A 14,844-nucleotide genomic window follows, 5' to 3' on the forward strand; every position below is an offset into this window, starting at 1 on the left:
GACAGGCGCAGGACGGATCATGGCAGATACGCGAACACTCATAGTCGACGGCACCGAAGTCGAGGTCCCCGTAACGTACACGCTTCTGCAGGCCTGCGAGGCGGCAGGTGCGGAGATCCCGCGCTTCTGTTTCCACGAGCGGCTCTCGATTGCAGGCAATTGCCGCATGTGCCTCGTGGAGCTGAAGGGGGCGCCGAAACCCGTCGCGTCCTGCGCTTACGCGGTGCGCGATTGCCGCCCTGGGCCCAACGGTGAGCCGCCGCAGGTGCTGACGAAGTCGCCTTTGACGAAAAAGGCGCGCGAAGGGGTGATGGAGTTTCTGCTCATCAATCATCCGCTCGATTGCCCGATTTGCGACCAGGGCGGCGAATGCGACCTGCAGGACCAGGCGATGGCCTACGGTGTCGACACCTCTCGCTTTGAGGAAAACAAGCGGGCGGTGGAGAACAAATACATCGGTCCGCTGGTGAAGACGATCATGACGCGCTGCATCCATTGCACGCGCTGCGTCCGCTTCACGACCGAAGTCGCCGGCGTCTCCGAACTCGGCGCCACCGGCCGCGGCGAGGACATGGAGATCACCACCTTCCTCGAGCGGGCCATGACCTCCGAGCTGCAGGGCAATGTCATCGACCTTTGCCCGGTCGGAGCGCTGACCTCGCGGCCTTACGCGTTCAAGGCGCGGCCGTGGGAGCTCAACAAGACCGAATCGATCGATGTCATGGACGCGCTTGGCTCTGCCATTCGCGTCGATTCGCGCAACACCGAAGTGATGCGCATCCTGCCGCGCACCAACGAGCTGGTGAACGAGGAATGGATCTCCGACAAAACCCGATTCGTCTTCGACGGGCTCCGGACTCAGCGCCTCGATCGCCCTTATCTGCGTGAGAATGGCCGCTTGCGGGCCGCCACCTGGCAGGAGGCGTTCTCCGCCATTGCCGACAAGGTGAAGGCCGCCGCGCCGGAAAAACTCGGCGCCATTGCCGGCGATCTCGCCAACGTGGAAGAAATGTTCGCGCTGAAGGAGCTGATGTCCTCGCTCGGCTCCGCGAACATCGATTGCCGGGAACCGTATTCGCCGCTGGATCCGAAGAACGGGCGAGCGAGCTACGTCTTCGGCTCCACGATCGCGGGCATCGAAGACGCCGATGCGATCCTTTTGATCGGCACCAATCCGCGTGTCGAGGCGGCGGTTCTGAATTCGCGCATTCGCAAGGTCTGGCGCGCCGGACAGGCTGAGATCGGCCTGATCGGCGAGCCGGCGGATCTGACCTATTCCTACGCGCATCTGGGGGCCGGACCTTCCTCCCTCGATTCGCTCGTCGCCGGTGAGCTCGACTTCCTCGATGTTCTGAAAAAGGCCGAGCGGCCGATGATCATCGTCGGGCAGGGTGCTCTCAACCGCTCGGACGGTGCCGCCGTTCTCGCTCAAGCCGTGAAGCTTGCCGAGTCGATCGGGGCTCTTGGCGAGGAATGGAACGGCTTCAACGTTCTGCATACGGCGGCCGCGCGCGTCGGCGGCCTCGATCTCGGTTTCGTGCCGGGCGAGGGCGGTCTGGCGACGGCCGAGATGCTCGGGATGGAGGGAGCGGCACCACTCGACGTGCTCTTCCTCTTGGGCGCCGACGAGTACAAGCTCGACACGATCCCCGACACCTTCAAAGTCTATATCGGAAGCCATGGCGATCGTGGCGCCCACGGCGCCGACGTCATTCTTCCGGGCGCGGCCTACACCGAGAAATCGGGCACGTACGTGAATACGGAAGGGCGGGCCCAGATGGCGAACCGTGCGATCTTCCCCCCGGGACAGGCGCGCGAGGATTGGTCGATCCTGAGGGCGCTCTCTGCCGTGCTCGGAAAGACGCTGCCCTTTGATTCGCTCATGGAGCTGCGCAATCGTCTTGCGGAGAGCGATCCGCGCTATCTGGCGCTCGATGAGATCGGCGATGTGGCCATGGACGGCCTCAAGTCGCTCTCAGGCCGCGCCGGCGGAAAGCCGGGCAGCGAGCCGTTCGTCAGCTGCGTTCCGGACTTCTTCCTGACAAACCCGATCGCCCGTGCTTCGGCAGTGATGGCAGAATGTTCTGCGCTGCGGCTCGGCCCGCGCGCTGAAGCCGCGGAGTAGGCCCGATGGATACGTTCCTGCACAGCTACCTCATCCCGGGTGCCATCATCGTTGGGCAGAGCCTTTTGCTTCTGGTGGTCCTGCTCGTCGTCATCGCGTATCTGCTTTACGCCGACCGCAAGATCTGGGCGGCCGTGCAAATGCGGCGCGGTCCGAACGTCGTCGGGCCCTGGGGGCTTTTTCAGTCTTTCGCCGACTTGCTGAAGTTCGTTCTGAAGGAGCCGGTGGTTCCCGCGGCATCCGACAAGACGATTTTCCTTCTGGCCCCGCTGATGTCGACGGTCCTGGCGCTCGCGGCCTGGGCGGTGATTCCGGTCGGATCCGGATGGGTCATTTCCGACATCAATGTCGGCATTCTCTATGTCTTCGCCGTCTCCTCGCTCGAGGTTTATGGCGTGATCATGGGCGGCTGGGCGTCGAATTCGAAATACGCGTTCTTGGGATCACTGCGCTCCGCGGCTCAGATGGTGTCCTACGAGGTCTCGATCGGCTTCATCATCATTGCGGTGCTCTTGTGCGTTGGCTCACTCAATTTCTCGGACATTGTGTTGGCCCAGACCACGGGTCTCGGCACGATGCTGGGCCTTCCGAATTCGTTCCTCGACTGGCACTGGCTGCCCTTGTTTCCGGCGTTCGTGATGTTCTTCATCTCGGGTCTGGCGGAAACCAACAGGCCGCCGTTCGACCTGCCGGAAGGTGAGTCGGAGATCGTCGCCGGCTTCATGGTCGAATATTCCTCGACCCCGTACATGCTGTTCATGCTCGGGGAATATGTGGCGATCACCGTCATCTGCGCCTTGATGACGACGCTGTTCCTCGGCGGCTGGCTTCCGCCCTTCGACTTTGCGCCCTTCACCTGGATCCCCGGGGTCGTCTGGTTCACCTTAAAGCTGTGTTTCATCTTCTTCCTGGTTTCGATGGCGAAAGCGATCGTGCCGCGCTACCGCTATGACCAGTTGATGCGGCTTGGTTGGAAGGTGTTCTTGCCTCTGTCTCTCGCCTTCGTCGTGATCGTCGCGGTCGTGCTTCAGTTCACGGGCTGGGGCGGCGTTCCGGCGGCGGGGTGAGGCGTGATGGATCTCGCATTCATCGGCTTGGGCGTCGGGCTGGTCTTTGCCATTGCCGACTACATGTTGTTCGGCATGGTGCTTGAGCGCGCCAAAAGGCGCGGCGAGGGCGGTTTCGGCGTCACGGCGATCGATCTTGCCCGCAAGGCGCAGCTGGTTCTGTTTCCCGTTCTCGGATGGTTTTTGGGACCGCTGCTTTACAGAAATTTCGGAGGTGGATGATGGCGTCTCTGCGTCAGGCGGCCGGATCCTTGTTGTTGAAGGAATTCGTCTCCGCCACCATGCTGGCCATGCGCTACTTCGTGGCGCCGAAGGCCACACTGAACTACCCGCACGAGAAGGGGGCACTGTCGCCGCGCTTCCGTGGCGAGCACGCGTTGCGGCGTTATCCGAACGGTCAGGAACGGTGCATCGCCTGCAAGCTTTGCGAGGCGATCTGCCCGGCCCAGGCCATCACCATCGAGGCCGGTCCGCGGCGCAACGATGGCACCCGGCGCACCGTCCGCTACGACATCGACATGGTGAAATGCATCTATTGCGGCTTCTGTCAGGAAGCCTGCCCGGTGGATGCCATCGTGGAGGGGCCGAACTTCGAGTTTTCCACGGAGACGCGTGAAGAACTCTACTACGATAAGGAGAGACTCCTCGAGAACGGTGACCGCTGGGAGCGTGAAATCGCTCGCAACATCGCTCTCGACGCGCCTTATCGGTAAATTGAGCCTGGCCCCGCTGGACGCTCCGGCGGGGCTTCGTTAAAGACTTTCAGCACCCGAAGCCCGGACCCATGATCCTGCAGCCGATCTTTTTCTACCTCTTCTCCGCCGTGACGATTGCCGCGGCTTTGATGGTGATATCGTCGCGCAATCCTGTGCATTCGGTGCTCTTTCTGATCCTCGCCTTCTTCAACTCCGCCGGCCTTTTTGTGCTTCTCGGAGCCGAGTTCATCGCCATGATTCTGGTGGTGGTCTATGTGGGGGCGGTGGCCGTGCTCTTCCTCTTCGTCGTCATGATGCTCGACGTCGATTTCGTGGAGCTCCGGCAGGGCTTTCTGCAGTATCTGCCGATCGGCGCACTGATTGGAATCATCCTGCTCGTCGAGCTGGTCGCGGTGCTTGGCGGCACCATCATCGCGCCTGAGGTCGCCCAGCAGGTGGCGCAGCCGATCCCGCCGCTTGCGGAGGCGAGCAACATCGCCGCGATCGGTGAGCTTCTCTACACGAAGTACATTTTCTTCTTCCAGACGGCCGGGCTCGTGCTGCTGGTTGCGATGATCGGGGCCATCGTCTTGACGCTTCGCCACAAGGAGGGCGTCAAGCGCCAGGATATCGGGGCTCAGGTGGGCCGCACGCGCGAAGCCGCCGTCGAGCTGGTAAAAGTCAAATCGGGGCAGGGGATATGATGATCGGTCTCGGCCAGTACCTCACGGTCGCCGCCGTGCTGTTCACGCTCGGCGTCTTTGGCATCTTCCTCAACCGCAAGAACGTGATCATCATCTTGATGTCGATCGAGCTCGTTCTCCTGGCGGTCAACATCAATCTCGTCGCGTTCTCCGCGTTCCTTGGCGACCTCGTCGGCCAGATCTTCGCGCTTCTCGTCCTGACGGTCGCTGCAGCGGAGGCGGCGATCGGCCTCGCCATTCTCGTCGTCTTCTTCCGCAACCGCGGTTCGATCGCGGTCGAAGACATCAACATGATGAAGGGCTGAGCTTTGTATACGGCGATCGTTTTTCTGCCTCTGCTCGGCGCCATCCTCGCCGGCTTGATTACGATGGCAGGCGCGCAGGCGCGCCATCCCGTCGGTCAGACGTCTGAACGCCGTTCGCTGCGTGACCGGCATGCCGAGGGCGATGATCATCATCACGCACCGGCCGCCGCCGGATCCCGCGCCGCGGAAATCATCACCTGTGCGCTGCTGATCCTGTCGGCGATCCTCTCCTGGGTCGGCTTCTTCGATGTCGCGATGGGGGAGCGTCAGGGGTTCACCGTGCCGGTGATGACCTGGGTGCAGTCGGGTGGGATGTCGGCCGATTGGATGCTGCGGATCGATTCCTTGACCGCGGTGATGCTGGTCGTGGTCACGACGGTCTCAGCCGTCGTTCATGTCTATTCGATCGGCTACATGGCGCATGACGCACATCGTCCGCGCTTCTTCGCCTATCTCTCGTTCTTCACCTTCTCGATGCTCGCGCTCGTGACGGCGGACAATCTTCTGCAGATGTTCTTCGGCTGGGAAGGTGTCGGTCTCGCCTCATATCTCCTGATCGGCTTCTGGTATCAGCGGCCTTCGGCCAATGCGGCGTCGATCAAGGCCTTCGTCGTCAACCGTGTCGGCGATTTCGGCTTCATGCTCGGCATCTTTGGCCTCTTCGTTCTCTTCGGCTCGATCAATTTCGACACGATCTTCGCCAATGCTGAGGCTCTCGCGGCCGACCAGGGCGCGACGCTGAACATGTTCGGAACCGTTTGGAGCGGCGAGACGGCGCTCACGGTCGTCTGCCTGCTGCTTTTCATGGGCGCGATGGGCAAGTCTGCTCAGGTGCCGCTGCACACATGGCTGCCGGACGCCATGGAAGGTCCGACGCCTGTTTCCGCGCTGATCCACGCGGCCACGATGGTGACCGCGGGCGTCTTCATGGTGGCCCGTCTTTCGCCGATCTTCGAGTTTTCGATCAGCGCCCTGACGGTGGTGACCTTCATCGGTGCCGTGACGGCCTTTTTCGCGGCAACCGTCGGTCTCGTGCAGAACGACATCAAGCGTGTGATCGCGTATTCGACCTGCTCGCAGCTCGGATACATGTTCGTCGCGCTTGGCGTTGGGGCCTATCCGATCGCGATCTTCCACCTCTTCACCCACGCCTTCTTCAAGGCGCTGCTCTTCCTGGGGGCCGGGTCGGTCATCCATTCCGTCTCCGACGAACAGGATATGCGCAAGATGGGCGGCCTATGGCGGAAGATCCCGGTCACCTACGTCATGATGCTGGTCGGCACGCTCGCGCTCACCGGTTTTCCGATGACGGCCGGATATTTCTCCAAGGACGCCATCATCGAAGCCTCGTTCATGGGCCATAACGGGATGGCGGGCTTTGCCTTCGTCCTCCTGACGGTGGCTGCCGCCTTCACGTCGTTCTATTCCTGGCGGCTCATCTTCATGACCTTCCATGGCCGCCCGCGCGCTTCCACCGAGGTGATGAACCACGTGCATGAGAGCTCGGCTGTCATGCTGGTTCCTCTCTTCGTGCTCGCGGCTGGCGCGCTGTTCGGGGGCATCCTGTGCAGCACCGCCTTCATCGATCCGGAGCAGTCGGCAGAATTCTGGAAGGGCGCGCTCTACACGGCTCAGGACAATCACATCATCGAAGAGATCCACCATGTTCCGGGCTGGGTGAAGCTGGCGCCGTTCGTGGCCATGGTTGGGGGCTTCCTCGTCGCGCTCTTCTTCTACATCGTGCGTCCGGAGACGCCGAAGACGCTGGCGCGGCAGATGGGCAGCCTCTACCGTTTCCTTCTCAACAAGTGGTATTTCGACGAACTCTACAACGCGATGTTCGTACGTCCGGCATTCGCCGTCGGCCGCTTCCTGTGGCATCGCGGCGATGAGGGGACGATCGACAGGCTGGGGCCTGACGGCATCTCAGCGCGTGTCGTGGACATCACCGGGCGCGTTGTCCGGCTCCAATCCGGCTATCTCTATCACTATGCCTTCGTCATGCTGATCGGTGTCGCTTTGCTCGTCACCTGGATGATGTTTGCAGGATGACGGTGCGAAAATGCTGAACTGGCCCATCCTTTCGACGATAACGTTCCTGCCGCTGGTCGGCGCCGGGATCATTTTCTTCTTCATTCACGGTGATGAAGAGGTGCATCGGCGCAATATGCGCCATGTGGCTCTCGGCGTGACCGTCGTGACCTTCCTTGTCTCGCTGCTTTTGTGGATCGGTTTCGATCCACAGAACCCGGGCTTCCAATTCGTCGAAAATGCGGATTGGCTCGGCGGCTTCATGAGCTACCGGATGGGCGTCGACGGCATCTCGATGCTGTTCGTCATCCTGACGACGTTTTTGATGCCGCTCTGCATCCTGGCGAGCTGGGAATCCGTGCAGAGCCGCGTCAAGGAATACATGATCGCGTTTCTCGTCCTCGAAACGCTGATGATCGGCGTCTTCTGCGCGCTCGATCTCGTGCTCTTCTATGTGTTCTTCGAGGGTGGCCTCATTCCGATGTTCCTGATCATCGGTGTCTGGGGTGGCCCGCGGCGCGTCTATTCCGCCTTCAAGTTCTTCCTCTACACGCTGCTCGGCTCGGTTTTGATGCTGCTGGCCTTGATGGCGATGTACTGGGATGCGGGCACGACCTCCATTCCGGAGCTCCTCAATCATCAGTTCCCGGAAAGCATGCAGTTCTGGCTGTGGCTCGCGTTCTTCGCCTCGTTCGCAGTGAAGATGCCGATGTGGCCGGTGCACACCTGGCTGCCGGATGCGCATGTGGAGGCACCCACCGCCGGATCGGTCATCCTGGCCGGCATCCTTCTGAAAATGGGCGGCTACGGATTCCTGCGCTTCTCGCTGCCGATGTTTCCGCTGGCGAGCGCGGACTTCGCGCCTTTCGTTTATACGCTTTCCGTCATCGCCATCATCTACACCTCCCTTGTCGCTCTGGCACAGGAGGACATGAAGAAGCTGATCGCCTATTCGTCCGTCGCGCATATGGGCTTCGTGACGATGGGCATCTTCACGGTGACGGCACAGGGCGTGCAGGGCGGCATCTTCCAGATGCTCTCGCACGGGCTCGTCTCGGGTGCGCTCTTCCTCTGCGTCGGCGTGATTTACGACCGCCTGCACACGCGCAAGATTGACGCCTATGGCGGTCTGGTGAACCGCATGCCCTGGTATGCCTTCGCCTTCCTTCTTTTCACCATGGCCAATATCGGTCTTCCCGGTACGTCGGGCTTCGTCGGCGAATTCCTCACCATGCTCGGTGCATTCCGAGTGAACACCTGGGTCGCCCTGTTTGCGGCGTCAGGCGTGATCTTCTCGGCCTGCTATGCGCTGTGGCTTTATCGCCGCGTCGTGCTCGGCCAGCTGGAGAAGGAAAGCCTCAAGGCGATGCTCGATCTCTCCCGGCGCGAAAAGCTCATATTGGTGCCATTGATGTTGCTCGTTCTCTTCTTCGGCGTTTATCCGCAGCCGGTGATGACCGTCACCGCGGCTTCCGTCGACAATCTCGTGGCCCAGGTGGAGGCCGCCCGCGAGGGCGCCACATCCGCCGCAATGCTCGGCCGCTAGGAGGTCTCCGTGCCGGAAGTCATCATGATGCCGACCCTGACACCGCTTCTGGCGGAACTGGTTCTCGCTCTCGGAGCCTTGGGGCTCTTGATGTTTGGCGTGTTCGCCGGTGAGCGTTCCGCGCCGACCGTGACGGGCATTTCGATCGGGCTCCTGGGCCTTGCCGTGCTTCTCGTCTTGTTTGCGGGCGGCGACGGCACGACCTTCAACGGGGCCTACATTCAGGACAGCTTTGCCCGCTTCATGAAGGTCTTGACGCTGATCGCGTCCGGCTTCGCGATTGCCATGTCGGTTGGCTATGCCCGTCTCGCTGGCTTTCAGCGCTTCGAGTACCCGATCCTCATCGTGCTCGCCACGCTCGGCATGCTCCTGATGATCTCGGCCAACGACCTGATCAGTCTGTATCTGGGTCTCGAGCTGCAATCGCTGGCGATTTATGTGCTCGCCGCCATCCATCGCGATTCCATCCGCTCGACGGAAGCCGGCCTCAAATATTTCGTCCTGGGTGCGCTGTCGTCCGGCATGCTCCTCTACGGCTCGTCGCTCGTTTACGGCTTTACCGGCCATACGAATTTCATCGAGATCGCCAACGTCCTCGCCGATGGGCGCTCGACGGGCCTCGTGATCGGCCTCGTCTTCGTCATGGCCGGCCTTGCTTTCAAGATTTCCGCAGTGCCGTTCCATATGTGGACGCCGGATGTCTATGAAGGCGCGCCGACGCCGGTCACCGCCTTCCTGGCGGCCGCTCCGAAGCTTGCCGCGATGGCCCTCACGATCCGCGTCGTGACGGAAGCGTTCGCTCCCATCTCGATGGACTGGCAGCAGATCGTCGCCTTCATCTCGATCGCCTCAATGGCGCTCGGCGCGTTTGCCGCGATCGGCCAGCGCAACATCAAAAGGCTGATGGCCTATTCGTCGATCGGCCATATGGGCTACGCGCTTGTGGGGCTGGCTGCAGGCAGCGAGCTCGGCGTGCGGTCGGTGATCATCTATCTCGTCATCTACGTTCCGATGACGCTCGGCGCCTTCGCCTGTATTCTGGCGATGCGTCGCCAGGAGCACATGGTGGAGGATATCGATTCTTTGGCGGGGCTTTCGCGTACCCAGCCAATGACGGCCGTCATGCTGGGGGCGATCATGTTCTCGCTCGCAGGCATCCCGCCGCTCGCTGGCTTCTTCGCCAAATACTACGTCTTCCTCGCAGCGATCGAGGCCAATCTCTATTGGCTGGCGGTCATCGGCGTCGTGACGAGCGTCGTCGGTGCCTTCTACTATCTCAGGATCGTCAAACTCATTTACTTTGACGAAGCGGAAGCGAGCTTCGAGCGCATGCCTGGCGAGTTGAAGGCTGTCCTGGTCCTTTCGGGCGTCTTCGTGCTTGGGTTTCTGGTGTTTGCCTCCCCGATCATCAACGCGGCCGGCACTGCGGCAGCAAGCCTCTTTTAGGGATGGGTTTCACCCTAGGCGCCAAGGCTCGTGCCGCAGGCTTCAGGCTTCTGGCGCTTCCGTCCGTCGGGTCCACCAACTCGGAGGCGATGCGGCTCGCGCGTGAAGGCGATGCGGGTCGCCTGTGGGTGGCAACGACACACCAGACGGCCGGGCACGGACGCCGTGGGCGCGCATGGTCTACGGAGCCGGGCAATCTCGCAGCGAGCCTGCTTCTCATGGTGCCGCGAGGTGTGAATGCGGCCAATCTGGGCTTCGTGGCGGGTCTTGCGCTTCACGACGCACTTGGCGCCTGCGCTCCGGCTCTCAAGCTCAACGTCGGTCTCGACGGAACGACGGATGGCAAGAACAACCGGCTGACTCTCAAATGGCCGAACGATGCGCTCATCGACGGTGGTAAGGTTTCGGGTATCCTGCTCGAAGCGTCGAATGTGGGCGACGGGTTGATGGCTGTGGTCATCGGGATTGGCGTCAACGTCGTTCGGACGCCGCCGGATCTGCCTTATGCTGCAACTTCGCTCGTTGACCTCGGCGTTGAGGGGATCTGTGCGGAAGACGTGTTCGCGCGACTTGCCGATGCCTGGGTAGATCAGGAGAATCTATGGGCCGGCGGCCGCGGCTTTGCGGCTGTCCGCGATGCGTGGCTGAAGCGGGCCTCGGGCCTGGGTGCCCCGGTCGCCGTCAAACTGGGTGAAGAGATTATCCGCGGCACCTTCGATTCCATCGACGATGAAGGGCGCCTACTCGTGCGGACAGCAAGCGGAGCGATGAGAGCGGTGACCGCGGGCGAAGTTCATTTCAGCGCCGCTGCGACCGTACGGATTTGATGATGGCTCATAAGAACAAAGAAAAAAGCGAAGGCCTCGTCTTCGTGCCCTTGGGTGGCGTCGGCGAGATCGGCATGAATCTCGCGCTTTACGGGATCGGTCCCGCGCGCCGGCGACGCTACATCGCCGTCGATATGGGCGTGGCTTTCGGCCACGACAATCTGCCCGGGGTCGATGCCGTCCTGCCGGATATCGCTTATCTGGAGGAGCGGGCGGATCGCCTCGAGGGGATATTCATCACCCATGCGCACGAGGATCATTTCGGCGCGCTCTTCGACTTCTGGCCGAAGCTGAAGGCTCCGGTCTACATGACGCCGTTCGCGGCAGGCCTTCTGGCCGCCAAGCGGGCAGGCGAAATCGGCGCGCCCGATATCCCGGTGACGGTGGTCGAGCAGGGCGCCCGGGTCTCAGCCGGCCCGTTCGAGGTCGAGTACGTGCCGGTTTCCCACTCGATCCCAGAACCGAGCGCCCTGGTCATCCGCTCTGAGGCTGGCACCGTGGTCCATTCCGGCGATTGGAAAATAGATCCGACGCCGGGCCTCGGCAGGCCGATCGACGAGGTGCGCCTCGCCGAAATCGGTCGAGAGGGGGTGCGGGCGCTCGTCTGCGATTCGACCAACGCCGTGCGCGACGGCATCAGCCCGAGCGAAGCTGAGGTCGCTGCCGTTTTGAAGGAAATCATCGCCGGCGCCAGGCAGCGCGTTGCGGTCACCACCTTCGCCAGCAATGTCGCGCGGCTGAAGGCGGTCGCGGAGGCGGCCCTGGCGGCCGAGCGAGAGGTGGTCGTCGTTGGACGGTCGCTCGATCGCGCCATCAACGTGGCGCGCGAGCTCGGCTATCTCGACGGCCTTCCTCCGTTCCACAATCAGGAGGCTTATGGCTACCTGCCGCGCGACAAGGTCGTTGCCTTGATGACAGGAAGCCAGGGTGAGCCGCGTGCGGCGCTGGCGCGCATCGCCGCCAACGATCATCCGGCCGTGGCGCTTTCGCCCGGCGATATGGTGATTTTCTCGTCCCGGACGATTCCCGGCAATGAGCGGGCGGTCAACGGCATCATCAATGGCCTGATCGATCTCGGCGCCGAGGTGATTACCGACCGGCTCGGCCTTGTGCATGTCTCTGGGCACCCAAGGCGAGACGAGCTGCGCCGGCTCTATGAGCTTCTTCGCCCGGAATTGCTGGTGCCCGTGCACGGTGAGGCCCTGCATCTCCATGAGCAGGCGAAGCTCGGGCGCGCTGCCGGCATCCCTGAAGTTCTGGAGGTGCGAAACGGCGACCTCGCGCGCCTTGCGCCGGGTCCGGGCGAGGTCATCTCCAAGGTCGGGGGAGGGCAGATGTTCCGCGACGGGCGGCTTCTGTTGGCGCCCGAACAGAGCGGTGTCGTCGAACGGCGCCGCCTGTCGTTCGCAGGCGCCGTTTTCGTCTCCCTGGTCATGAGCGAGAAGGGCGAGCCGCTCGACGACCCGCAGGTCGCGCTGATCGGTCTGCCTTCATGCGACAGCGAGGGCGAGTTGCTGCAGGCCATCGTGGAGGACACGGTGGACGACACGCTCGATTCCCTGCCCAAGGCAAAGCGTCGCGACGAAGCAAGTGTCCAGGAATCGGTTCGACGCGCTATACGCAGCGAGATCGCGGCGATCTGGGGCAAAAAGCCTTCCGTCGCCGTTACCGTCAGTTACGTCTGAGGAATACCATGTTGGGTCGGCTCAATCATATTGCTATCGCCGTCAGTGATCTTGCCGCCGCCACAGCGCTTTATCGCGACACGCTCGGAGCGGAGGTGTCTGAGCCGCAGCCCTTGCCGGAGCATGGCGTGACCGTCGTCTTTGTGGTTTTGCCGAACACCAAGGTGGAGCTTCTGGAGCCGCTCGGCGAAAACTCGCCGATTGCTGCCTTCCTCGAGCGCAGTCCCGCCGGGGGCATCCACCACATTTGCTACGAAGTCTCCGACATTCTCGCGGCCCGTGACCGCCTGAAGGCTGAGGGAAAGCGTGTCCTGGGCGATGGCGAGCCGAAGATCGGAGCGCATGGTAAGCCGGTCCTTTTCCTTCACCCCAAAGACTTCAACGGCACGCTCGTGGAGATCGAGGAGGCCTAGGACGTGTCCTGGATCAGCGCCCTTGCCGTATATTTCGTGATCTGGTGGCTGGTGCTGTTCGCCGTCCTGCCGTTCGGGGTGCGTACCCAGGAGGAGGAGGGGGAGGTGACGCTTGGCACGGACCGTGCCGCGCCGGCAGTTCCGCGCATGTGGTGGAAGCTTCTGGCGACTTCTCTGGTCGCGGCCGTCCTTTTTGGCGTCGTCTATCTCGCCATCGCCGTTTTCGGGGTGACGTTGGAAGATCTCGTGGTCTGAGCGGAGCGCGAGCTGCGCCGAGGCGCGAGAATCGCCAATAAAAAAGGCAAGGCCTCAGCCTTGCCTACTCGTTTAGTTCTTTGTTCTGTGGCCGCTTCTCGTTCGACGCGGGAGCAGCTTGATTCCGTTTCCTTCCTAGACCGGCCGCCGTTTATGCGTTGTTTCACCGCATGAGGCAGAGATGACAGTAACGAAGTGACGCAGGCTTGTCACCTAGCTTCCACAAGAAATGCGTCTTTTTTGGTCGAAGGCTGCTCAAACATGGTGCAGCCGATTGTTGGCTTGGGAAACACCGGCTGCGCGCTTGCCAAGCCGCCCCCGATACGGTTTCAGTGCGCGCGCACAATCTGACCTATGGATCGCTTCAATGCGACTGTCCCGATATTTCCTGCCCATTCTCAAAGAAGACCCCAAGGAAGCGGAGATCGTCTCCCATCGCCTGATGCTCCGCGCGGGTATGATTCGCCAGCAATCTGCTGGAATTTATTCGTGGTTGCCGCTCGGCAAGCGCGTGCTCGATAAAGTGAGCGCCATTGTCCGGGAGGAGCAGAACCGCGCCGGTGCGCTCGAAATCCTGATGCCGACGATCCAGTCGGCGGATCTCTGGATCGAAAGCGGGCGCTACAACGATTATGGGCAGGAGATGCTGCGGATCCGCGACCGTCATGATCGGTCGCTGCTCTATGGTCCGACGGCGGAAGAGATGGTCACCGACATCTTCCGCAGTCATGTGCGCTCCTACCGGGATCTGCCGCTCAATCTCTATCATCTGCAGTGGAAGTTCCGCGACGAGGTGCGGCCCCGCTTCGGCGTCATGCGCTCGCGGGAATTTCTGATGAAGGACGCGTATTCCTTCGATCTCGACTATGAGGGTGCCCGTGCGGCCTACAACCGAATGTTCGTCGCTTATCTGAGGACGTTTTCCCGCTTCGGCCTGCAACCCATTCCGATGCGTGCGGAAACCGGGCCGATCGGCGGCGACCTCAGCCACGAGTTTATTATTCTCGCCGACACCGGCGAAAGCGCTGTCTATTGCGACAAGGCGCTGTTGGATCTGCCGATTCCCGGTGAAGACACAGATTTCACCGCCGATCTGTCGCCGATTTTCGATGCTTGGACGGGGCCTTATGCGGCGACCGACGACATGCATGATCCAGCGGCCTTTGATGCGGTGCCGGAAGAGCGACGGGTTTCCGCACGCGGTATCGAAATCGGCCATATTTTCTACTTCGGCACCAAGTACTCAGAACCGATGAAGGCGATGGTGACGAATCAGGACGGGGAAATGGTGCCGGTGCATATGGGCTCCTATGGCATCGGCCCGTCGCGCGTGGTCGCCGCGATCATCGAGGCGAGCCACGACGATGCCGGCATCATCTGGCCGAAGAGCGTCGCACCGTTCGATCTTGGTCTCGTCAATCTGAAGCCGGGCGACGCAGCGACGGACGAAATCGCCGAGGGGCTGACCGTGCGCCTGGAGAAGGCCGGTCTTGAAGTCCTTTACGATGACGTCGATGCGCGCGCCGGGGCCAAATTCGCGACGATGGACCTGATTGGTCTGCCGACTCAGCTCGTCGTCGGCCCGCGCGGCGCCGCCTCGGGCGAGGTCGAGGTCAAGGATCGCGCCACCGGCGCCAAAGAGACATTGTCGCTCGATGAAGCGGTCAATCGCCTCGTGCACGAAAAGGCCTGAGCTTGGTGGAAAGAGCCGCAAAGGGGGAGGCCGAGGTCGCCGACGAATCGGC

Annotated in this window: 14 protein-coding genes; all 14 read left to right on the top strand. The window is 61.9% G+C overall.

Annotated features, from left to right (window positions below; all coding sequences use genetic code 11):
• Positions 1–19: 19 nt before the first annotated feature.
• The 14 genes from nuoG (at position 20) to proS (ending at position 14,792) form a co-directional block, all read left to right on the top strand.
• Entirely contained in the window at positions 20–2,125 is a 2,106-nt protein-coding gene (nuoG, locus tag L0F51_RS02780) for an NADH-quinone oxidoreductase subunit NuoG (protein WP_234627844.1), read from the top strand.
• A gap of 5 nt (positions 2,126–2,130) precedes the next feature.
• On the top strand, positions 2,131–3,192 hold the full coding sequence (gene nuoH / locus L0F51_RS02785) for an NADH-quinone oxidoreductase subunit NuoH (protein ID WP_234627845.1): 1,062 nt from the start codon (positions 2,131–2,133) through the stop codon (positions 3,190–3,192).
• Positions 3,193–3,198: 6 nt separating this feature from the next.
• Positions 3,199–3,414 carry a hypothetical protein gene (locus L0F51_RS02790; RefSeq protein ID WP_234627846.1) on the top strand — a complete coding sequence of 72 codons (216 nt, stop codon included), beginning with the start codon at positions 3,199–3,201 and terminating at the stop codon, positions 3,412–3,414.
• On the top strand, positions 3,414–3,905 hold the full coding sequence (gene nuoI, locus L0F51_RS02795; RefSeq protein WP_092812619.1) for an NADH-quinone oxidoreductase subunit NuoI: 492 nt from the start codon (positions 3,414–3,416) through the stop codon (positions 3,903–3,905). Before L0F51_RS02790 ends, nuoI begins: the two co-directional genes overlap by 1 nt.
• 71 nt (positions 3,906–3,976) lie before the next feature.
• A complete protein-coding gene (locus L0F51_RS02800; protein WP_092812616.1) occupies positions 3,977–4,591 on the top strand; it encodes an NADH-quinone oxidoreductase subunit J in 615 nt (204 codons plus the stop codon).
• Positions 4,588–4,896, top strand: a complete 309-nt coding sequence (nuoK, locus tag L0F51_RS02805; RefSeq protein WP_092812613.1) for an NADH-quinone oxidoreductase subunit NuoK — start codon at positions 4,588–4,590, stop codon at positions 4,894–4,896. Before L0F51_RS02800 ends, nuoK begins: the two co-directional genes overlap by 4 nt.
• Positions 4,897–4,899: 3 nt before the next feature.
• Entirely contained in the window at positions 4,900–6,948 is a 2,049-nt protein-coding gene (gene nuoL, locus L0F51_RS02810; protein ID WP_234627847.1) for an NADH-quinone oxidoreductase subunit L, read from the top strand.
• Positions 6,949–6,958: 10 nt separating this feature from the next.
• On the top strand, positions 6,959–8,473 hold the full coding sequence (locus tag L0F51_RS02815) for an NADH-quinone oxidoreductase subunit M (protein WP_234627848.1): 1,515 nt from the start codon (positions 6,959–6,961) through the stop codon (positions 8,471–8,473).
• Positions 8,474–8,497: 24 nt separating this feature from the next.
• Positions 8,498–9,919, top strand: a complete 1,422-nt coding sequence (nuoN, locus tag L0F51_RS02820) for an NADH-quinone oxidoreductase subunit NuoN (RefSeq protein WP_234629316.1) — start codon at positions 8,498–8,500, stop codon at positions 9,917–9,919.
• 2 nt (positions 9,920–9,921) lie between these two features.
• Positions 9,922–10,746, top strand: a complete 825-nt coding sequence (locus tag L0F51_RS02825) for a biotin--[acetyl-CoA-carboxylase] ligase (protein ID WP_234627849.1) — start codon at positions 9,922–9,924, stop codon at positions 10,744–10,746.
• On the top strand, positions 10,746–12,431 hold the full coding sequence (locus L0F51_RS02830; RefSeq protein ID WP_234627850.1) for a ribonuclease J: 1,686 nt from the start codon (positions 10,746–10,748) through the stop codon (positions 12,429–12,431). Before L0F51_RS02825 ends, L0F51_RS02830 begins: the two co-directional genes overlap by 1 nt.
• 8 nt (positions 12,432–12,439) lie before the next feature.
• On the top strand, positions 12,440–12,844 hold the full coding sequence (mce, locus tag L0F51_RS02835; RefSeq protein ID WP_092812602.1) for a methylmalonyl-CoA epimerase: 405 nt from the start codon (positions 12,440–12,442) through the stop codon (positions 12,842–12,844).
• A gap of 3 nt (positions 12,845–12,847) precedes the next feature.
• A complete protein-coding gene (locus L0F51_RS02840) occupies positions 12,848–13,099 on the top strand; it encodes a DUF1467 family protein (protein ID WP_234627851.1) in 252 nt (83 codons plus the stop codon).
• A 367-nt stretch (positions 13,100–13,466) separates the two neighbouring features.
• Positions 13,467–14,792 (top strand): proline--tRNA ligase, encoded by a 1,326-nt coding sequence (gene proS / locus L0F51_RS02845; protein WP_128293947.1) that lies wholly within the window; start codon positions 13,467–13,469, stop codon positions 14,790–14,792.
• The last annotated feature ends 52 nt before the right edge of the window (positions 14,793–14,844 follow it).

The sequence above is a fragment of the Afifella sp. H1R genome (assembly GCF_021462425.1).
In the GTDB taxonomy this organism is placed as follows: Bacteria; Pseudomonadota; Alphaproteobacteria; order Rhizobiales; family Afifellaceae; genus Afifella; species Afifella aestuarii.